Origin of the sequence: Streptococcus sp. bf_0095 (assembly GCF_004166885.1) — a bacterium.
In the GTDB taxonomy this organism is placed as follows: domain Bacteria; phylum Bacillota; class Bacilli; order Lactobacillales; family Streptococcaceae; genus Streptococcus.
Genome location: NZ_RCYU01000002.1, coordinates 143,728 through 165,393, shown reverse-complemented (window position 1 = coordinate 165,393; position 21,666 = coordinate 143,728). Strand labels below are relative to the sequence as shown.

The window sequence follows — 21,666 nt, the reverse complement described above, 5'->3', positions numbered from 1 at the left end:
GTGGTTTCTTTTTGAGTATAGAGCTTTGCTTGATCATGATAAGGAAAAAGACTGGTACAAAAGTTCGGTCTTCTCAATTGACTTTGGATTGTCTAACAAGACGCAGTGGTTGAGTGGGCTCTACTGCGCTGATTTTATCAGCTTTTACAGCCCTACTCAACTGTGCGGAGGTGGGACGACGAAATCGAATTCTAACGAATTACCGATTTCTGTCCCACTCTCTTTTAAACACTTTTGCCTGGTAAAACACTAACAGGGAGAAAATAGCCTGTTGTTTTTACATCTTTTCCTTCGATTTTTTGAAGAAGAAGGTCGACCGTCAGGCGAGCAATCTCCTGTAAAGGTTGCTTGATGGTGGTGAGACGGGGGAAATAATTTTCGATAAAGTAGGTCCCGTCATAGCCAATGATCTTCAGGTCTTCTGGAATGTCAATCCCGAGTTCGTCAGCGATTTTCATCACCAAAATAGCCGTTAGATCGTCAGACGCAAAAATGGCATCCGGTTTTTGCTGTGTCAAGATGGACTTGATTTCCATTTCTTTGCGAATGGGTGAATAATCACTGGAAACATTGATAATTTGTGCTTCTGGCAAGACGGAAGCAAAGCCAGCATGGCGAAGACCGGTTGGGGAATTGGAGTTATCATTCCCTGTGAGCATGATAATCTTTTTTGCCCCTGTCTTGGCAAGGGTTTCCGCAGCGAGAACGCCCCCAGCGTAGTTATCCGACGAGACGACTGGAATCTCAGGGGAGAGATTCCGGTCAAAGGCGATAATAGGTGCTGTAACTCGGTTATAATCTTCAATTCCCAGATTATGACTACCAGAAATAATCCCATCTACTTGATTGGCTTCTAGCATTTCGATGTATTCACGTTCTTTTTCCGAATCATGCTCGCTATTACAAATGATGGTTTTGTACCCATGTCTGAACAGTTCTTCTTCCAGTTTATCGATTAATTCTGCATAGAAGACATGGCTGATTTTTGGGAAGATTAAGCCGATTAACTTGGCTGATTTTCCTTGTAGGCTCCGAGCAATCGTATTGGGCTTGTAGCCCAATTCCCTCATGGCCTCTTTAACCTTTGAGACAGTTTTTTCAGATAAATAGCCCTTTTTGTTAATGACTCGTGAAACTGTCGTGGGGCTGACACCAGCTAGTTTGGCGACATCAGTGAGCTTTGCGACCATAGTCTAGTTCGTAGTATGTTCCAGTTGGTGTTCCGGATTTGATCAAGATACCAGTTTGATCAGCATGCGGGAAGACGCGACCAGAGAATACTTTTTCTCCTTTGTTGATAAAAATTTCAAAAATCGAGTTATCGATGAAAATTGTAGCTGTTGTCGCTTGATTTTTGATCGGGCAAGTACGAGTAGTTCCAAACTCTTGGGCATACTGTTCGCCAGCTTGGCTACGGTCGACAATGACTTGACCATTTGCAATATCAAAAGTAATAGAAAGTCCTTTGCCTTCTTTATCGGCTAGGAGAACAATCTCACTTTTGCTATTGGCTTCAAAGGTTAATTCTAACTCGTAGCAATTATTGGTTGTTTCCTTGTTTGTAAATTCGGAAGAAGTAGAGCGGAGCTCTTTTACAGCTTCAACCGGATATTGATAAAGTTTACCGTCCTGAATGGTTAGCTCTTTGACCAAAGAGAAGGCTCCTTGGTGGTCATAGCGATCGGATGGGTAAGCGACATCTGGTAAACCTAACCAGCTAACCGTTAAGGCTCTTCCATCAGGAGTGTTGAAGCCTTGAGTTGCATAGGCTTCGAAGCCGTAGTCCAAGTTGTGCAATTCAGATACGTCAACGAGACGAGCTTGTTCAGGATCAAAGGAAGCCCCAATCTTATACATATTTGGGTAGATATTGTCGTAGTCGAGGACTGCTTTGTCCAAACCTTGAGGGCAATAAAGAAGGACAGGTTGCTCGCCGACGAAGACCAAGTTAGGACACTCCATCATATATGCTGTACGATCATTGTCGAAATCAAGATCGCCCACTTCAACCCAGTTGGTATAGTCGTTATTCACCGCTTTGTAAAGGCGAACGAATCCTTTTTTCTCAAGGTCTTGACCACCGACGATGGTATAGTATTGATCTTTGAATTTAAAAATCTGTGGGTCGCGGAAATGATCGGTAGCATCCTTTGGTTGATCAATGAGAATTTGGTCGATTTTTTCGAGGTTTCCATCCTGGTCTAAGAGGGCCCCGATTTGGTAGGGATGACGGATCCAGTTCTCGTCTCGTACATTTCCTGTATAGAATAAAAATAGTTTGTCATCGAATTGCATAGCTGAACCAGAATAGGCTCCATGGCTATCCAAAGGTGTGTCTGGTAAAACCTTAAGACCAGTTTCTTTAAAATGAACTAAATCATCACTTTCCAGTTGTACCCAAGACTTCAATCCGTGAGCGGCTCCAAAGGGAAAATTCTGGTAAAAGAGAATCCATTTACCATTAAAATAGGAGAAACCATTCGGGTCATTTAAAAGGCCAGTTTTGGGTTCGACATGGTAATGAGTATGCCAAGGAGAATTAGCCATGTTTTCTCTTATTTGTTTCTTTTCTTCTTCGGTCCAGTCTTCATACCGTTTGTACCGAAGTTCTGTTGTCCATTCCATTTGACTCCTCCAAAATTTTTCTTACTTCCATAGTACCGATTTCTATAAAAAAAAGCAAGACTTTGGCTAAAGAATTGAGAAAAAATGTCAAACGTTTATCATAAAATATCGAGGTGGAGGCTAAATTTGATTTATGAAAACAAATGAAAGAATGAAAGTATTTGAAAATTTAAAAACCTGATAAAGCCCATATTCTACAGTAGACGGGCGTTGGGGTGAATGAAAATCAAAAGTACTATTTTCAAACCATCAAAAAATGCAAATAAATGCCAAAAACTTTCTGCAAAACGGTTGACATATTCTTAATACGTGGTACAATTAAGAGCGTAGAGATGGTTTAACCGTTTTCAAAACAATAAAAAATAAGGAGATTTTTGCAAATGTCAAATACAGAAATTGCAAAAAAAGTCATCGATGCAATCGGTGGAGTTGAGAACGTTAGCAGTGTTGCTCACTGTGCGACTCGTCTTCGCGTGATGGTTAAAGATGAATCAAAAATCAACAAAGATGTTGTTGAGAACATTGAAAAAGTACAGGGAGCTTTCTTTAACTCAGGTCAATACCAAATCATCTTTGGTACTGGTACTGTAAATAAGATCTACGATGAAGTAGTAGCTCTAGGCTTGCCAACTTCTTCAAAAGATGAAATGAAAGCTGAAGCAGCGAAACAAGGAAATTGGTTCCAACGCGCAATCCGTACCTTCGGAGATGTTTTTGTCCCAATTTTGCCAGCAATCGTTGCAACTGGTTTGTTTATGGGAATTCGTGGTGCTATTGCTCAAGATCAAGTGCTGGCTTTGTTTGGTACTACAGCAGACGCATTTAAATCTACAGATTTCTATACCTATTCAACAATTTTGACAGATACTGCGTTTGCTTTCTTCCCAGCCTTGATTTCATGGTCTGCGTTCCGAGTGTTTGGAGGAAATCCTGTTCTTGGAATTGTAATTGGTTTGATGATGGTTAGTCCGACACTTCCTAATGCGTGGGTTGTAGCGGAAGATCCTTCTAAAGCAGCAACATTCTTTGGTATCTTCCATCATGTAGTTGGATTCCAGAACTCAGTTCTTCCCGCTTTCTTCGTTGGTCTAATTGGTGCAAAACTTGAAAAATGGCTCCATAAGAAAATTCCAGATGTCTTAGATTTGTTATTGGTTCCATTATTTACATTAACAATCATGTCATTCCTCGCTTTGTTTATTATTGGACCATTCTTCCACAGCATCGAGGAACATGTACTGAATGCAACTAAGTTTATTTTAAATTTACCATTCGGCCTTGCAGGTCTTCTTATCGGTGGGGTTCATCAGTTGATTGTCGTTACTGGTGTCCATCATATTTTTAACCTTCTTGAATCGCAATTAATTACTTCGGATAAAAAAGATCCATTTAATGCAATTATTACAGCTGCTATGACTGCACAAGCTGGTGCGACTTTAGCGGTGGCAGTGAAATCAAAATCTCAAAAAGTGAAAGCTTTAGCATTTCCTGCAACTATTTCTGCCTTATTAGGTATTACTGAGCCTGCAATCTTTGGTGTGAACTTGCGTTATGTGAAACCATTCGTTATTGCTTTGGGAGCAGGTGCTGTAGGTGGTTGGATTGCATCTATGTTAAACCTTGCTGGTACAGGATTTGGTATTACAATTATTCCAGGAACACTTCTCTATCTAAACGGTCAATTATTGAAATATGTATTTATGGTTGTATTTACAACTGCACTAAGTTTTGGTTTGACATATATGTTCGGTTACGAAGATGAAGCTTCATCAGTTCCTGCAGAAGACGAAGAAGCTGGTGCAATTATTGAAGAAGAAACAACTGGAACTGTTCCAGTATCTCTTCAAGATGAAACCATCATCTCTCCAATCGTTGGTCAAGCGGTTGCTTTAGAAAACGTAAATGACCCTGTATTCTCAAGTGGTGCTATGGGACAAGGGATTGCCATCAAACCAACTGAAGGTGTTGTATATGCTCCGGCGGATGCTGAAGTAACCATTGCTTTTGCAACTGGACATGCTTTTGGCTTGAAAACAGCCAATGGTGCTGAAGTTTTGATCCACGTTGGGATTGATACAGTTTCAATGAACGGGGAAGGATTTGATCAGAAAGTTGCTCAAGGCGATAAGGTCAAAGCTGGCGATGTTCTTGGAACATTTGATTCTGCTAAAATTGCAGCGGCTGGTCTTGATGATACAACGATGGTCATCGTCACAAACACATCTGACTATGCTTCAGTAACTCCAGTAGCTACTGGTGCAGTTGCTAAAGGCGACGCGATTATTGAAGTAAAAGCATAATCTAAAATATGATTGCTCAAGGACTGGTTAGGGTATCCTCCAGTCCTTGAATTTTGTTTGGAGATGAGGTTTGGAATAAAAAACTTTCTCACCTAATGTTTAAACATAAATAAGAGTAGTTTTTTCTTTAAGGAATAGAAGTGAACCGCTTTCCTTTATGATATAATAGAAAAAAAGAGAATTGAAGAAGAGGTTTGATATGACTAAATTATATGGAAGTCTTGAAGCAGGTGGAACAAAGTTTGTTTGTGCTGTAGGTGACGAAAATTATAACGTCATTGAGAAAACACAGTTTCCGACAACGACCCCTATTGAAACCCTTGATAAATGTATTGAGTTTTTCTCTAAATTTGAAAATCTTGCTGGTTTAGCGATTGGTTCATTTGGACCTATTGACATTGATAAAAATTCAAAAACATATGGTTTTATTACAACAACTCCCAAACTACATTGGGCGAATATTGATGTGGTAGGTGCTTTCCGTCGTGCATTAAATGTACCGATTTACTTTACAACTGACGTAAATAGTTCAGCATATGGTGAGGTCGTGGCTCGTAACAATGCGGGTGCACGGATTGAAAACCTAGTCTACTACACAATCGGTACAGGGATTGGTGCAGGTGTCATCCAGCGTGGTGAATTCATTGGTGGAGTAGGACATCCTGAGATGGGCCATTACTATGTTGCCAAACACCCAATGGATGTTGAAAAAGAATTTAATGGTGTGTGTCCATTCCACAGAGGCTGTTTAGAAGGTCTTGCGGCTGGTCCAAGCTTGGAAGCTCGTACTGGTATTCGTGGGGAAAATATCGAACTCAATAGCTCTGTATGGGATATCCAAGCCTACTATATTGCTCAAGCTGCTGTCAATGCGACTGTAACCTTCCGCCCAGATGTGATTGTATTTGGTGGAGGAGTGATGGCACAACAGCACATGTTGGATCGCGTTCGTGAAAAATTCACAGTATTATTGAACGGCTACTTACCAGTTCCAGATGTTCGTGACTACATCGTGACTCCAGCGGTAGCTGAAAATGGTTCAGCAACCTTGGGTAACTTTGTCTTAGCAAAACAAGTCAGCAAAAGAGACTAATCAGGTAAGGCTGAAACAACAGAAAGTATCAAAATGCTAGGGGAGGGAGTTCTTCGTCGGGAAGATGGATGAATGACCTTCTCTTTTTTAAGCAAGAGAGGAGAAAAGATGGAAAAAGCCATTATGAAGGATCCCTTCTTTTTGAGTCAAGTGTCTGAAGAAGCGACAAAAGAGGATTTGTACCTGGCGCAAGATTTACAAGATACCTTACGAGCTCACCAGGATTTCTGTGTTGGCATGGCGGCCAATATGATTGGTGTACGCAAGCGAGTGATCATTATCCAATTTGGTTTGATGCCCTTGGTTCTCTTTAACCCTGTTCTAGTCAAGAAAGAAGGAGTTTATGAGACAGAAGAGGGGTGCCTTTCTTTGGCAGGGAGCCGAAAAACGAGCCGCTTTGAAAAGATTCAAGTCTCCTACCGCGACATGAATTGGAAGCCTCAGATCATAAGCTTAGAAGGTTTTGCGGCCCAGATTTGCCAGCATGAGCTAGATCACCTGGAAGGGATTTTGATCTAGGTCTAGTTGCTGCTTGTTAAGGAATCGATCGAAGAGAAATTGTTGATGAAAAAAGAATATTTGTTCTATGAACGGGTTAGACCATTTTTGGTGTCCCATCCCTATTATCTTTCTTTATTAAGGTGGGTCAACCGCCTCGTCACCCTCCTGATGCCACTCCTTTACTTTTATGTTCTTTGGGCAGCCTATCTGAAAGCTTCCGAGCTTTGGGTTGTTCTTGCCTATCTGTTGGTTCCAGCCTCTGGCTTTATTTTATTGAGTGTCATTCGAAAAGCAATCAATTGGCCCCGTCCCTATGAGCTTGGTGCATTTCCACCTCTCTTAGAGAGAGAAGGCAAGGGGAGTTCTATGCCAAGTCGGCATGTTTTTTCGGCGGCAATCATTTCGACGGTAGCTTGGGGTGTGAATCCTCTTCTATCGAGCCTAGGTCTCTTCTTGGCTCTGCTATTGGCAGGAGTTCGTGTTCTGGCGGGACTCCATTTTGTCCGTGATGTCGTAGTCGGATTTGTCGTTGCACTCCTATGGGGAATTGTCAGTTTTTCTCTATTAGGAATTTTCTGATAGAGGCTGGATGAGAGAAGTAAGAAATGATTAAAAACTGCCTAACTCAGTTAGGCAGTTTTTAATTATGTGAGATTTGGTGTTGGAATTTTTGGAAGAACCGTTCACGTTCTTCTATAATCGCAGGACTTGGTTTTTTGAGGGAAGTTAACAAATCAACCAAGTCAGGTGTGACTTCACGAATCAGCTCTCCCAGTGACCAAATGGCTGTTGCAATATGAATCTGGTTTTGCGAGGTTTCGATAATTTCTAAAAGTTTAGGGATGGCAGACCGGTCGTTAGCATTGGCCAATGCAATGATGGCATTGCGCTGAAGGATATTTTTCCCCCGCCAACTACCAGCGACCATTCCGAATTTTTCTTTGAATTGTCCATTGGATAGCTCGATAAAGGGGATTAATTCTGGGTGAGCGAGTTCCGGATCAATGTCAGTGGCTAGTGGATTATCCAAACCACGGTTGTAGGGACAACAGATTTGACAGATATCACAGCCGTAGATGACCGTTTTAATCTTTTTACGGAATTCCATATCCATCATGCCCTTGTCTTGGGTCTGAAAGGATAGACAACGTCGGGCATTCATGGTGCCATCTCCGATTAAGCAAGAAGTCGGGCAGGCTTCTACACAGCGGTTGCAATCTCCACAACCATAGTTGACTGCTTGATCGGGTTCAATTTCTAGGTTGGTGATCAGCTCCCCTAGAAACATATAAGAACCGTATTCTTTTGAGATGACGAGGCCGTTCTTTCCGATAAAGCCAATCCCTGCTCGTTGAGCAACCGCGGTATCCACTAAGGCACCGGTATCCACCATGCCCTTGTATTCGAAGTCGGCGGTTAATTCTTCAACCCCTCGTGCTAGGCGGTCTAATTTATCCTGCAAGACATAGTGATAATCAAGGCCCCAGCTATTGGGGGTGAATTTTCCGCGTTTATAGGCTGTCTTCTGAGGTTGTTGTTTTAACTTGTGAGGATAGGCAACGGCAATGGAGATAATCGTTTTAGCAGAAGCTAAACTTAAGCGTGGTTGGATTCGTTCTTCAATATTTTTGTGCTCAAAACCAGAATTTCGGCCTTCTTCCACAGCTAGGCGGAGGGATTTTTCTAAATAGGAAAAATCATCTGCCGTGGTAAAGCCAATTTTTGAAATACCAATGGAGTGAGCCAATTCAATAATAGATTCTTTGAGGTTCATATACCTATTATAGCGGAAAGCTGGTAAAAATGCGAAAAACGTGCAAAAAATTAAAAAGGGTCTAAACAGCTTGGCATGGCTTTCAAAAATGAGTAGAATTTGGTATAATAAGGTATTGAATACAAGGATATATGGAGGCAGGTATGTCACAACCGTTATTTTTACAATCCGTCATGCAGGAAAAGATTTGGGGTGGAACTAGATTACGAGATGAGTTTGGCTATGAAATCCCGAGCGATCATGTTGGTGAATACTGGGCTATTTCGGCCCATCCACATGGTGTTTCTGTTGTTAAGAATGGACCTTATGCTGGAATGGGCTTAGACCAACTATATGCAGAGCATCGCGAATTATTTGGAGATCGAACAGAACCGGTTTTTCCTTTGTTGACAAAGATTCTAGATGCAAATGACTGGCTCAGTGTTCAGGTTCACCCAGATGATGCCTATGGAATGGAGCATGAAGGAGAACTTGGAAAAACCGAATGCTGGTATATTATTGCTGCTGATGAGGGGGCAGAGATTATCTATGGTCATCACGCCCAGTCCAAGGAAGAATTGCGCCAAATGATCGAAGTCAAAGAATGGGATGATCTTTTAGCACGGGTTCCTGTGAAAGCGGGAGATTTCTTCTATGTACCAAGTGGAACCATGCATGCGATCGGTTCAGGTATCTTGATTTTAGAAACCCAGCAATCGAGCGACACGACCTATCGGGTTTACGACTTTGATCGTAAAGACGATCAAGGGAATCTACGTGAGTTGCATATTGAACAGTCCATTGATGTACTGAACTTAGGTGCTCCGGCAAATAGCCGACCAGTTGAGGAAAAAGTTGATCACTTGTCATCGACTTTGTTAGTGGCCAATGACTTCTTTGGTGTTCACAAGTGGGTAGTTAATGGGGAAGTTCGATTTGAAAAGACCCATGATTATAGCTTGGTGAGCGTTCTCTCAGGGCAAGGAAGTCTTCAGGTAGATGGGGAGAATTATCCGATTGGAAAAGGGGACCACTTTATCTTAACGAGTGATATCCAGAATTGGACCTTGTCAGGAGAAGAGATGGAATTAATTGTCAGTCATCCATAAAGAAGAAAGAAGGTTGAGTCATCAAGTGCTCAGCCTTTTGTTGTTTTTAGGAATTTTCTAATGGATGGTTGGGAGGTGAAATTGATAAGAGAAAAAGAGGGAGAAACCATCTTCTAATCAATGGAATTTCTTGATGGATAAGCTACAGTGTGCTATAATAAAAAGAACGTTTAAAATTTAAGAAATTTGAAAAGTAAGGAAACTAATGGCTAATTTATTAAAAACAATTATCGAAAATGATAAAGGTGAATTAAGACGATTGGAAAAGATGGCAGATAAGGTCTTCTCGTATGAAGATCAAATGGCTGCCTTGTCAGATGATGAACTGAAAGCGAAAACAGAAGAGTTCAAGCAACGCTACCAAGATGGTGAATCATTGGATGATCTCCTCTATGAAGCTTTCGCAGTAGTTCGTGAAGGTGCTAAACGTGTCTTGGGCTTGTTCCCTTATAAAGTACAGGTCATGGGGGGAATTGTTCTTCACCATGGTGACGTTCCAGAAATGCGTACAGGGGAAGGGAAAACCTTGACCGCGACCATGCCGGTGTATTTGAATGCCCTATCTGGTAAAGGAGTTCACGTTGTTACTGTCAACGAATACTTGACAGAACGTGACGCGACAGAGATGGGGGAATTGTACTCATGGCTAGGTCTTTCAGTTGGGATCAACCTAGCTGCAAAATCACCTTCTGAAAAACAAGAAGCTTACGCTTGTGATATCACCTATTCAACCAACGCGGAAATCGGTTTCGACTACTTGCGTGATAACATGGTTGTTCGTGCCGAAAACATGGTACAACGTCCTTTGAACTACGCATTGGTCGATGAGGTAGACTCCATCTTAATAGATGAAGCCCGTACTCCATTGATTGTTTCAGGTCAGACTTCTACAGAAACTAGCCAACTTTATCACATGGCGGATGCCTTTGTGAAATCTTTGGAAGAAGAAGACTACATTATTGATGTCCCTTCAAAAACGATTGGTTTGTCAGATTCTGGAATTGATAAGGCTGAAAGCTACTTTAAGCTTGAAAACTTGTATGACATTGAAAATGTTGCTTTAACGCACTACATTGACAATGCTCTCCGTGCCAACTACATCATGATTTTGGATATCGACTATGTGGTCAGTGAGGATCAAGAAATCTTGATCGTCGACCAATTTACAGGTCGGACCATGGAAGGTCGTCGTTATTCAGACGGCTTGCACCAAGCGATTGAGGCTAAAGAAGGTGTGCCGGTTCAAGAAGAAACCAAAACATCAGCTTCTATTACCTACCAAAACTTGTTCCGTATGTACAAGAAACTTTCAGGGATGACAGGTACTGGTAAAACAGAAGAAGAAGAATTCCGTGAAATCTACAACATTCGCGTCATTCCAATTCCAACTAACCGTCCGATTGCACGTATTGACCATCCAGACCTTCTCTATCCAAGCTTGAAATCGAAGTTTAAAGCTGTAGTAGAAGATGTAAAGGCTCGCTATGAAAAAGGCCAACCAGTCTTGGTGGGTACTGTTGCTGTTGAAACCAGTGACTACCTCTCTCGTCTTTTGGTCGAAGCAGGCGTTCCTCACGAAGTCTTGAATGCGAAAAACCACTACAAAGAAGCGCAAATTATCATGAACGCTGGTCAACGTGGTGCCGTTACCATCGCGACCAACATGGCCGGACGTGGTACCGATATCAAGCTCGGCGAAGGGGTTCGTGAACTCGGTGGACTTTGTGTGATTGGTACAGAGCGTCATGAAAGCCGTCGTATTGATAACCAGTTGCGTGGACGTTCTGGACGTCAAGGGGATCCAGGTGAATCTCAATTTTATCTTTCTCTTGAAGATGAGTTGATGCGTCGTTTCGGTTCAGAGCGTATCAAAGCCTTGCTGGACCGCTTCAAACTAAGCGAAGAAGAATCTGTCATCAGATCTAACATGTTTACACGTCAAGTCGAAGCAGCTCAAAAACGAGTGGAAGGGAACAACTATGACACTCGTAAGCAAGTCCTTCAGTATGATGATGTTATGCGGGAACAACGCGAGATTATCTACTCTCAACGCTATGATGTCATTACAGCGGATCGTGATTTGGCGCCAGAAATCAAGGCCATGATCAAGCGGACGATTAAACGGATCGTTGAAGGAGCAAGCCACTCAAGCAAGGAAGAACGAATCGAAGCTATCTTGAACTTTGCCAAATACAATTTGGTCCCTGAAGATACGATTTCAGAGAGCGATATTGAAGGCAAATCGGATAAAGAAGTGATTGATTACTTGTACAAACGCGCTGAAGAGGTTTATGAAAACCAAGTAGCGAAATTACGTGATGAAGAAGCAGTCAGAGAATTTCAAAAAGTCTTGATCCTTCGTGTTGTGGATAGCAAATGGACTGATCACATCGATGCCTTGGATCAATTGCGTAATGCTGTTGGTCTCCGTGGTTATGCACAAAACAATCCTGTGGTTGAATACCAATCTGAAGGATTCCGTATGTTCAACGATATGATTGGCTCCATCGAGTTTGATGTGACTCGTTTGATGATGAAAGCTCAAATCCATGAACAAGAGCGTCCACGTACAGAACACAGTATCTCAACGACAGCGACTCGTAATATTGCTGCTCAAAAAACTGATTTACCAGAAGATCTTGATTTGAGTCAAATCAAACGCAATGACATCTGTCCATGTGGATCTGGTAAGAAATTTAAAAACTGCCACGGTAAAAAACTCTAATCGTATGAAAGGATCAGTCTATGTCTTTTACAGCTACTAGCCCAATCATTGATGAAACAGCAGTAACCTCTCTTTATCGCTTAGAAGGTGAACATTTGGCTCGCAAAGAAGCGCGTGACCGTGAACTAGCCTCTATTTTGAAGGGGGAAGACAAGCGGATTTTGCTTGTGATGGGACCATGTTCATCAGATAATGAGGAAGCAGTGATGGAATATGCTCGTCGCCTTGTAGCCCTTCAAGAAGAAGTTAAAGATCGGGTCTTCATTGTGATGCGGGTCTACACTGCTAAACCTCGGACCAATGGAGATGGCTATAAAGGCTTGATGCATCAGCCGGATACTGCTTCAGAACCTAGTTTTGTAGCTGGTTTAAAGGCTGTTCGTCGCCTGCATTATCGAGTGATTACCGAGACTGGTTTGACAACAGCAGATGAACTGTTGTATCCAGAAACTTACCCATTTGTTGAGGATCTCCTTTCTTATGTAGCTATTGGGGCACGCTCTGTAGAAGATCAAGGCCATCGATTTGTGGCGAGTGGCATCTCAGTCCCAACTGGATTGAAAAATCCAACGTCTGGCAATCTGTCTGTCATGTTTAATGCAATTTATGCTACACAACATGGGCATCATTTCTTCTATAATGGTCGTTCTGTGGAGACAAGTGGAAATCCATTCGGACACGCTATTCTGCGCGGAGCCTTAGACGCGAATGGGAAAAATATTCCAAACTACCACTATGAAGATCTGCTAGAAGCTGCGCATCGCTACCAAGCCTTGGGCTTGCAACATCCATTTATCCTGGTTGATACCAATCATGATAATTCTGGGAAAAAATTTGCTGAGCAGATTCGCATTGTCAGAGAAACCCTTACAAATCGTAGCTGGAATCCAATTATCCATGATGTAGTCCGTGGATTCATGATTGAATCTTATCTAGAGGACGGTCGTCAAGATCAACCAGAAGTATTTGGTCAATCGATCACAGACCCATGCTTAGGTTGGGAAAAGACAGAAAGCTTAGTACGAGAAATTTATCAGTATGTAGCTGAATAAGAGGAGAGGGCTGGAGAAAATATTCTCAGCCCTTTCCTTCTTAAATAGAGTTGCTGATAGAAAATCATTAAAGAGGAAAAGATATGATTGTTGGACATGGGATAGATATCGAATCGATCCAATCCATTGAACAAGCCTACCAGAGACATCCGAGATTTGCTTCCAAGGTATTGACAGAGACGGAGCGAGAACGGTTCGACCAATTATCTGGGAAAAGGAAAATGGAATACCTGGCAGGTCGATGGTCTGCCAAAGAAGCCTTTTCCAAGGCTTGGGGAACAGGAATTGGTCCAGTAGGATTTCAGGATCTGGAAATTCTAACCAATCAAAAAGGAGCTCCCTATTTTTCAAAAGCTCCTTTTAGTGGAAAGATTTGGGTATCGATTAGTCACTCAGGCGATTTAGTTTCGACCAGTGTCATTTTGGAGGAAAGAAATGAAAGCTAGTATACATAGACCAACGCGAGCATATGTGGATGTAGAGGCTATTGCCTATAATGTTCAACAAATACAAGCCCATATTCCGAAAGAGACCTTGACCTTTGCAGTTGTCAAGGCAAATGCATACGGTCATGGGGTTGAGCCAGTGGTAGAACGTTTATTGCCACTAGTAGATGCTTTTTGTGTCTCCAACCTAGATGAAGCCTTGGAAGTTCGCCAAGTAGCAGGTGAAAAACCGATTTTAATTTTGGGAGTTGCACCAGTCGAACACGTTGCGATTGCCATCAAAGAGGAAATTCGTTATACAGTAGCTGGTCTCGAGTGGTTGAAAGCATTGTTGGCTGAAAAGTCTGATTTGACTGGGTTGAAGGTTCATATTAAAGTGGATTCAGGAATGGGACGAATTGGTTTTCGTTCGGCAGAAGACTTGCAGGAAGCCATGATCTTATTAAGAGACCATGGAGCAGAAGTGGAAGGGATCTTTACTCATTTTGCTACAGCTGATGAGAAAGATGACCGGCATTTCCAAGGCCAATTGCAACGATTTAAGAGCTTGTTGGAGCTCTTGCCCTATACTCCGAAAATCGTTCATGCCAGCAATTCAGCAACAACTTTATGGCATGCTGATACCATTTTTAATGCTGTCCGACTGGGTGATGTCATGTATGGGCTCAATCCAAGTGGAAGAGAGTTAGAGCTTCCCTATAGCATCCGTCCTGCTTTGAGTCTGGAAACAGAATTGGTCCATATCAAACCACTAGAAGTGGGTCAGACAGTTGGTTATGGAGCGACCTATCAGACTAGCGAGGAAGAGTGGATTGGGACCATTCCAATTGGCTATGCAGATGGCTGGACCAGAGATATGCAAGGTTTTCATGTTCTTGTTGATGGGCAATTCTGTCCGATTGTCGGTCGCGTATCCATGGACCAAATCACCATTCGCCTACCGAAGGCCTACCCGATTGGGACTAAGGTAGTATTGATCGGAAGGGATGGTGATCTAGCTATAACGACAACGGATGTAGCAGTCTATCGAGGCACGATCAACTATGAGGTTGTTTGTGTCCTGAGCGATCGCGTACCAAGAGTTTATCGTCCAACAAAGGAAGACAGTGGGAAGTAAGTTGTTTGTCTTTTCCCAGCTTCCTTTTATAAAAAGTTCGAGATGAAAGAGGTTGATGACGGTGGTCCCAGCCTCCTTTCTTATCTAGGAGGAAAGAATGAACTTACACCAACCACTTTCTGTCCTGCCAGGAATTGGACCGAAATCAGCAGAGAAATACAAAAAATTGGGAATCGAAACGGTTGAGGATCTCTTGCTCTACTTCCCATTTCGGTATGAAGATTTTAAATCAAAAAATGTTTTAGATCTGGAAGATGGAGAAAAAGCAGTTGTTTCTGGAATTGTTGCCACTCCAGCCAATGTCCAGTATTATGGTTACAAGCGTAACCGGCTTCGCTTTACCATTAAACAAGGGGAGCTGGTCCTAGCAGTTAGTTTCTTTAACCAGCCCTATCTGGCAGACAAGATTGAACTAGGGCAAACGGTGGCTGTCTTTGGTAAGTGGGACAAGGCCAAGGGAGCCTTGACAGGGATGAAGCTGTTAGCCCAAGTCGAAGATGATCTCCAACCGGTCTATCGCTTATCTCAAGGGGTGAGTCAGTCTGCTCTAGTAAAGGTCATCAAAACGGCTTTTGAAGCAGGTTTAGACAACTTGTTGGAAGAAAATTTACCCCAGATTTTAATGGATAAGTACCACTTGCTTTCTCGCAGACAAGCGGTCAGGGCTATGCATTTTCCCAAGGATCTTGAGGAATACAAGCAGGCCCTGAGACGAGTAAAATTTGAAGAACTACTCTTTTTCCAATTGCAACTGCAGGTCTTGAAGGAAGAAAATCGTTCCGTCGGACAGGGAATCGTGCTGGATTGGGACAAGAAAAAGTTAAAAGCTCTTCAAGCTAAACTTCCATTTACGTTGACAGAAGCCCAGGAGCGGAGCCTGAACGAAATTCTAGCAGATATGCGTTCTCCTCACCACATGAATCGCCTTTTGCAAGGGGATGTCGGAAGCGGGAAGACCGTTGTTGCTGGGCTGGCCATGTATGCTGCTGTGACAGCTGGCAAACAAGCGGCCTTGATGGTCCCGACTGAAATCCTAGCCGAGCAACATTTACAAAGTTTGACCTCTCTCTTTCCTAGTCTTAGAATTCTTCTTTTAACAGGCAGTCTAAAAGCTGCGGAGAGAAGAGAACGCTTGGAATTGATTCAGACAGGGCAAGTGGACCTTATTGTGGGAACTCATGCCTTGATTCAGGAGGGAGTTCATTTTCATGATCTCGGATTGGTCATTATTGATGAGCAGCACCGTTTCGGTGTAGCCCAAAGACGGATCTTGCGTGAAAAGGGCCAAAATCCGGATGTCTTGATGATGACAGCGACCCCAATTCCCCGGACTCTGGCAATCACTGCTTTTGGAGATATGGATGTTTCGATTATCGACCAAATGCCAGCAGGTCGAAAAGAGATTATCACCCGCTGGGTCAAGCATCAACAGTTAAATTTAGTCTTGGATTGGCTAGTCAAAGAAATCCAAAAAGGTTCCCAAGCCTATGTCATTTCTCCCTTGATTGAAGAATCTGAAGCCTTGGACCTCAAAAATGCTATTGCCTTAGAGGAAGAATTGATTGCTTATTTTGGAGACCGAGCCCGTATTGCTCTCCTTCATGGTAAGATGAAGGGGGAAGAAAAAGAGGTCATTATGCAGGCCTTTAAGCAGGGAGGAATTGACTTACTAGTTTCTACAACTGTAATCGAGGTCGGCGTCAATGTTCCCAATGCTACCGTCATGATTATCATGGATGCAGACCGCTTTGGTTTGAGCCAATTGCACCAGTTGAGAGGTCGGGTAGGGCGTGGTGATAAGCAGTCTTACGCAGTATTAGTTGCCAATCCCAAAACAGAATCAGGCAAGCGTCGGATGAAAATCATGACCGAAACCACCAATGGGTTTGTCTTGGCAGAAGAAGACCTCAAGCTACGAGGTTCTGGGGAAATCTTTGGAACGCGCCAATCAGGCATACCAGAATTTCAAGTGGCCAACCTCATTGAAGATTATCCAATCTTAGAGGAAGCACGAAAGGTAGCTGTTCAGGTGGTCACGACTCCTAATTGGCGAGAGCATCCAGATTGGCACTGTCTGTCTCTACATTTGGAGCAGAAAGAACACCTGGATTAAAAAGGGATAAGAAAGAGGCTGGGACAAAAGTCCTAGCCTCTCAATTGTCTTTGGATTGTCGAGCAAGACGCAGTGGTTGAGTGGGCTCTACTACGCTGATTTTATCAGCTTTTACAGCCCTACTCAACTGTGCGGAGGTGGGACGACGAAATCGAATTCTAACGAATTACCGATTTCTGTCCCACTCTCTTTTTATCTTATTTTAAGTTTGTGGACCTATAATCGTAAAAAATAGAAAAGAGGTCCTAGCTATGCGAACCATGTTGAAATTCATCTTGTCAATCATTATCTCAGTCCATCAGAGCTATTTTTAAATACAAAAGGCGGATGTATCCACCATCACACCTTCTATTGTTATTTTAACCTTCTATATAGTCTCTTAATTCATCGCCTTTTAATCCGGCATTGAGAGCAATCAGGAGCTTCAGCCGGGCCTTAGCTGCATTGAGCTCTTTGACAAAGAAGATGCCGTGCTCGTGAAGTTTGACTCCGCCCCCATCGTAAGCATAGACAGGTTCCGCAATTCCATTGAAGCAACGGGAAACCAAGGCAATAGGAAGGCCAGCCTCTTGAAATTCAAAGAGTTTCTCAGCTACTTCCTTAGGAAGATTTCCTGCACCAAAGGCTTCAATGATCAAACCATCCATTTGTTGGACATCTAGTAGGTCAAGGACTTCTGTTTTCATGCCAGCATAGGCTGAAATGATGGGGACAACTCCCTTGATTTCTTGCAAATCAAAACGCACACGGGGTTCAGCTGTTTTGAAGAAAAGAATTTCTTTTTTCATGACCAAGCCTAGAGGGCCATGTGTGGGGGTCTGGAAGGTGCTGACATTGGTGGTATGTGTTTTGGTCACGTACTTGGCTGCATGGACTTCATCATTCATCACGACCAAGACACCCTTGTCTTGTGATTTGGGATCTGCTGCTACTCGGATGGCGGTCAGATAGTTATAGACGCCGTCGCTTCCTAATTCATTGGAGCTTCTCATGGCTCCTGTTAAGACTACTGAAATAGTTGGCAAGTCCATGGTATCTAAGAAGTAGGCTGTTTCTTCAAGAGTATCGGTACCATGGGTAATGACAATCCCATCATACTGGGAAGCCTCTTTCTGAATCTTATGATAGAGTTGTAACATGTGCTGAGGAGTTACATGAGGGCTGGGTAAATTTAAAAAATCTTCTGAAGTAAGCTCAATTCCTGCCAGTGACAAATCAACATGGTTCATAGGATTGGATGAATTGGTCACGACAGCTCCAGAGGCATCTGCCTGCATGGAGATGGTCCCTCCTGTATGAAGGGCCAAAATTTTCTTAATCATGTGTGTCTCCTTGGAATGTGTGTTATAATTTATTGTATCATAAAACGGAAAGAAAGCAGTCATCATGGAAATAAAAGCGGTCTTTTTTGACATTGACGGAACCTTGGTCAATGATAGTCGAATGGTCTTGAAGTCAACTGAAAAAGCCATTCGCGCCTTAAAGGAACAAGGAATTTTTGTTGGTTTGGCAACAGGGCGAGGACCCTTCTTTGTCCGTCCTTTTATCGAGCGCTATGACTTTGATTTTGCGGTCACCTATAATGGTCAGTATATTTTTACCAAGGATAAGGTCTTATCTGCTTCTCCAATTGATAAGAAGAATCTGCATGACTTAATTGACTACGCAAAAAAACATCGCATTGAGATCGCCTTAGGAACAGAAGATGGAGTTGAAGGCTCTCGCATTATGAGTTTTGGTCTGAGTCCGATTTCTCTATGGTCTGCGCGATTTGTACCAAAAGGCTTTTCAAAGGCAGTTAGTCAGGGCTTCAACAAGGTGGTTAGCAAGGCTGTCCCTCAGGATCAAAAGCAACTGCAACAAATTGCCCAGGGACCAGTTTATCAGGTTCTCTTATTAGCTAGTCCTAAAGACACTCAAAAAGTTGAGCAAGCTTTTCCTGAATTAAAATTTACGCGTTCCAGCCCCTTCGCGGCGGATGTCATCAATCCAGATAACTCAAAAATGGAAGGAATTCGGATTGTAGGAGAGGAATTTGGCTTTTCAATGGACCAGGTGATGGCCTTTGGAGATTCGGATAATGACTTAGAAATGCTCTCGGGTGTTGGCTTATCGATTGCGATGGGGAATGGAACCAGCAGGGTCAAAGAAGTAGCTCAGCATACGACGACCAGTAATACCAAAGACGGGATCCAAAAAGCGCTGGAACATTTTGGCATTATCACGGATCAGTCACTTTTTGTTAGTCGCGACGATCACTTTAATAAGGTCAAAGCCTTTCATCAACTCATGGATGGTCAAACCCAGGAAGAACCAAAGGCCTGGGACAATCAAGAGGCTCTTTACCGAACCATGTTTAAGCAGGAAGAACTGGTTGAATTTATCCGCGCGGCTAGCAAAGACGAAGCAACCTTTGATCGTTCAATTGAAAGCTTGCATCAAGCCCTAGATGAGGCAGCTAATAAGGTTCGTAGCAAACATCCAGCTGAGATCTCCATGGTGGGGCAGGTCGATGCCTTGATTGATACCTTGTATCTTACTTATGGTAGTTTTGTTCTAATGGGGGTCGATCCTGAAGAGGTCTTTGAGATTGTACACCGCGCAAACATGGGGAAGATTTTCCCAGATGGAAAGGCTCACTTTGATGAAGTCACGCATAAAATTTTAAAACCGGACGACTGGGAAGAAAAGTATGCCCCTGAGCCAGCTATTCAAAAAGAGCTAGAACGGCAAATCAAAGCTTATCAAAAACACTGCTCTGAAAAAACAGCAGAATCGGAAGAAAATAAAAAGGTGTGAGGAAATTCGCTTTCCTTCACACCTTTTGGTTTTTATAAAGTTTATAAGGTCTTTTCTGTCTCACGAACCACTAACAAATCGACTTTGGCATGGCGGAGGATGTATTCAGATGAAGACCCGACTAGTAAACGTTCAAAAGCATTGAGACCAGTCGCTCCAACCATGATGAGGTCAACTCCCTCTTCTTCTGGGATATCAGTCGCTAAGAGGACTTTTGGATTCCCCATTTCAATCACTGAAGCAATGTTTTGGACACCGGCTTCTTTTGCACGTTTGATATAACCTTCCAAAAGTTCATTAGCTTCTGTTTGGAATCCTTCATACACCTCGGCATCAAAGCTAGAGACACTTTGTAAGGCGCGTGTATCAACGACATGAGCGAGAGTAAGCTTTGATCCGTTTCGCAACGCAACATTGACCCCTTTCTCAAAAGCGAGTTCAGCTTCGCGAGATCCATCAACTGCAACCATGATGTTTTCGTATTTTTGAGACATGTTCCGTCCTCCTTTACTGCTTGAAAACGTGAAAAGAAATGGAAGAACCCATTTATGTTACCTATAATTATATTTTAAACCTTTTACCATAGAAAGTAAAGGTCAAATCGGATATCTATAGGATTTCATTGAGAATGAAAGAGGTTGCTCAGTTGTACTCCAGATTAACTAGTGGTATAATGGAAGCAGTTTGATAAAGTGAGGAAAAAATCATGAAAGAATACAATAAGTCCGTCAAGCTAGAGCACGTTGCTTACGATATTCGTGGTCCAGTCTTAGAAGAAGCGATGCGCATGCGGGCCAACGGGGAGAAAATCCTTCGCTTAAATACAGGAAATCCGGCTGAATTTGGGTTCACGGCTCCCGACGAAGTCATTCATGATTTGATTATGAATGCTCGGGATAGTGAAGGGTATTCGGATTCAAAAGGAATTTTTTCTGCCCGTAAGGCTATTATGCAGTATAGCCAATTGAAAAAGATTCCGAATGTTGAGATTGATGATATCTATATCGGAAATGGTGTCAGTGAGTTGATCGTGATGTCCATGCAAGGCTTGCTGGATAATGGCGATGAAGTACTTGTGCCAATGCCAGACTATCCTCTTTGGACAGCAGCGGTCAGCCTAGCAGGTGGAAATGCAGTACACTATGTCTGTGATGAAGAGGCTGAGTGGTATCCTGATATTGATGATATCAAGTCGAAAATCACTTCAAACACCAAGGCTATCGTCGTGATTAACCCAAATAACCCGACCGGAGCCCTCTATCCAGATGAGATTCTGTTGGAAATTGTTGAAATTGCTCGTCAGCATGGCTTGATTATCTTTGCGGATGAAATTTATGATCGCTTGGTCATGGATGGTGCCAAACACACAGCCATTGCTAGTCTCGCGCCAGATTTGTTCTGTGTCAGCATGAACGGTTTGTCCAAATCACACCGCATCGCGGGCTTCCGTGTGGGCTGGATGGTCTTGTCTGGACCAAAACACCATGTGAAGGGCTATATCGAAGGGCTCAATATGCTCTCCAATATGCGTCTGTGTTCAAACGTCTTGGCCCAACAAGTGGTTCAGACTTCTTTGGGAGGCTACCAGTCAGTGGACGAACTCTTGCTCCCAGGTGGTCGAATCTACGAGCAACGGAACTTTATCTACAAGGCCATCAACGATATCCCAGGGCTTTCAGCTGTCAAACCAAAAGCTGGTCTTTATATCTTCCCTAAGATTGATCGTGAAATGTACCGGGTAGATGATGATGAGCAGTTTGTCTTGAATTTCTTAAAACAAGAAAAGGTTCTCTTGGTTCATGGACGTGGATTCAACTGGAAAGAGCCAGATCATTTCCGGATTGTTTACCTTCCTCGAGTAGAGGAATTGGCTCAAATTCAAGAGAAGATGACTCGTTTCTTAAAACAATACAAACGATAATAGAAGAGAAATCGCTAATAGGCGGTTTCTTTTTTGTATGAATCCAGCGAATATTTTGTTACGTAAGGCTAATTTTTCTGAATTGCATATAATTGTAGAAAAAATAAATAAT

At 42.7% G+C, this 21,666-nt stretch carries 17 protein-coding genes; 12 read left to right on the top strand and 5 right to left on the bottom strand.

Annotated elements, in window-relative coordinates:
- Nucleotides 1–224: 224 nt before the first annotated feature.
- Nucleotides 225–1,190, bottom strand: a complete 966-nt coding sequence (locus EAI95_RS05490; RefSeq protein WP_129822437.1) for a LacI family DNA-binding transcriptional regulator — start codon at nt 1,188–1,190, stop codon at nt 225–227.
- A complete protein-coding gene (locus EAI95_RS05485; RefSeq protein ID WP_129822436.1) occupies nt 1,171–2,625 on the bottom strand; it encodes a sucrose-6-phosphate hydrolase in 1,455 nt (484 codons plus the stop codon). The genes EAI95_RS05490 and EAI95_RS05485 overlap by 20 nt, the downstream gene beginning before the upstream one ends.
- A 380-nt stretch (nt 2,626–3,005) precedes the next feature.
- Here EAI95_RS05485 and EAI95_RS05480 point away from each other — a divergent pair, with 380 nt between their 5' ends.
- The 4 genes from EAI95_RS05480 (at nt 3,006) to EAI95_RS05465 (ending at nt 7,098) form a co-directional block, all read left to right on the top strand.
- Entirely contained in the window at nt 3,006–4,925 is a 1,920-nt protein-coding gene (locus tag EAI95_RS05480; protein ID WP_129822435.1) for a sucrose-specific PTS transporter subunit IIBC, read from the top strand.
- Nucleotides 4,926–5,124: 199 nt separating this feature from the next.
- Complete coding sequence (gene scrK, locus EAI95_RS05475; protein WP_129822434.1) at nt 5,125–6,018, top strand: fructokinase ScrK; 894 nt, start codon at nt 5,125–5,127, stop codon at nt 6,016–6,018.
- A gap of 108 nt (nt 6,019–6,126) precedes the next feature.
- Nucleotides 6,127–6,537 carry a peptide deformylase gene (locus EAI95_RS05470; protein WP_129822433.1) on the top strand — a complete coding sequence of 137 codons (411 nt, stop codon included), beginning with the start codon at nt 6,127–6,129 and terminating at the stop codon, nt 6,535–6,537.
- 45 nt (nt 6,538–6,582) lie between these two features.
- Nucleotides 6,583–7,098: a phosphatase PAP2 family protein gene (locus EAI95_RS05465; protein ID WP_129822432.1), complete on the top strand. Its 516-nt coding sequence runs from the start codon at nt 6,583–6,585 to the stop codon at nt 7,096–7,098.
- Between the two features lie 61 nt (nt 7,099–7,159).
- Here the strand turns inward: EAI95_RS05465 and queG are convergent, their stop codons facing one another.
- Nucleotides 7,160–8,293, bottom strand: coding sequence for a tRNA epoxyqueuosine(34) reductase QueG (gene queG, locus EAI95_RS05460; protein ID WP_129822431.1), 1,134 nt, complete (start codon nt 8,291–8,293; stop codon nt 7,160–7,162).
- Between the two features lie 143 nt (nt 8,294–8,436).
- Between queG and manA the strand changes: the two genes are divergently transcribed.
- The 6 genes from manA (at nt 8,437) to recG (ending at nt 16,834) form a co-directional block, all read left to right on the top strand.
- Nucleotides 8,437–9,381 (top strand): mannose-6-phosphate isomerase, class I, encoded by a 945-nt coding sequence (gene manA, locus EAI95_RS05455; RefSeq protein ID WP_129822430.1) that lies wholly within the window; start codon nt 8,437–8,439, stop codon nt 9,379–9,381.
- Between the two features lie 205 nt (nt 9,382–9,586).
- Complete coding sequence (gene secA, locus EAI95_RS05450) at nt 9,587–12,106, top strand: preprotein translocase subunit SecA (RefSeq protein ID WP_129822429.1); 2,520 nt, start codon at nt 9,587–9,589, stop codon at nt 12,104–12,106.
- Between the two features lie 20 nt (nt 12,107–12,126).
- Nucleotides 12,127–13,158, top strand: coding sequence for a 3-deoxy-7-phosphoheptulonate synthase (locus EAI95_RS05445; RefSeq protein ID WP_129822428.1), 1,032 nt, complete (start codon nt 12,127–12,129; stop codon nt 13,156–13,158).
- 83 nt (nt 13,159–13,241) lie between these two features.
- Nucleotides 13,242–13,604, top strand: coding sequence for a holo-ACP synthase (gene acpS, locus EAI95_RS05440; RefSeq protein ID WP_006595699.1), 363 nt, complete (start codon nt 13,242–13,244; stop codon nt 13,602–13,604).
- Nucleotides 13,594–14,721, top strand: a complete 1,128-nt coding sequence (alr, locus tag EAI95_RS05435) for an alanine racemase (RefSeq protein ID WP_129822427.1) — start codon at nt 13,594–13,596, stop codon at nt 14,719–14,721. Before acpS ends, alr begins: the two co-directional genes overlap by 11 nt.
- A 97-nt stretch (nt 14,722–14,818) precedes the next feature.
- On the top strand, nt 14,819–16,834 hold the full coding sequence (gene recG, locus EAI95_RS05430; protein ID WP_129822426.1) for an ATP-dependent DNA helicase RecG: 2,016 nt from the start codon (nt 14,819–14,821) through the stop codon (nt 16,832–16,834).
- Nucleotides 16,835–17,193: 359 nt separating this feature from the next.
- Here recG and EAI95_RS05420 read toward each other — a convergent pair whose 3' ends face one another.
- Nucleotides 17,194–18,156, bottom strand: coding sequence for an asparaginase (locus EAI95_RS05420; RefSeq protein WP_129822425.1), 963 nt, complete (start codon nt 18,154–18,156; stop codon nt 17,194–17,196).
- Between the two features lie 64 nt (nt 18,157–18,220).
- Between EAI95_RS05420 and EAI95_RS05415 the strand changes: the two genes are divergently transcribed.
- Entirely contained in the window at nt 18,221–19,633 is a 1,413-nt protein-coding gene (locus tag EAI95_RS05415; RefSeq protein ID WP_125329140.1) for a Cof-type HAD-IIB family hydrolase, read from the top strand.
- A gap of 41 nt (nt 19,634–19,674) precedes the next feature.
- Here EAI95_RS05415 and EAI95_RS05410 read toward each other — a convergent pair whose 3' ends face one another.
- Nucleotides 19,675–20,127, bottom strand: a complete 453-nt coding sequence (locus tag EAI95_RS05410; RefSeq protein ID WP_048716469.1) for a universal stress protein — start codon at nt 20,125–20,127, stop codon at nt 19,675–19,677.
- Nucleotides 20,128–20,339: 212 nt separating this feature from the next.
- On the opposite strand from EAI95_RS05410, the gene EAI95_RS05405 reads away from it, so the two are divergent.
- On the top strand, nt 20,340–21,554 hold the full coding sequence (locus EAI95_RS05405; RefSeq protein ID WP_023024219.1) for a pyridoxal phosphate-dependent aminotransferase: 1,215 nt from the start codon (nt 20,340–20,342) through the stop codon (nt 21,552–21,554).
- Nucleotides 21,555–21,666: the final 112 nt, after the last annotated feature.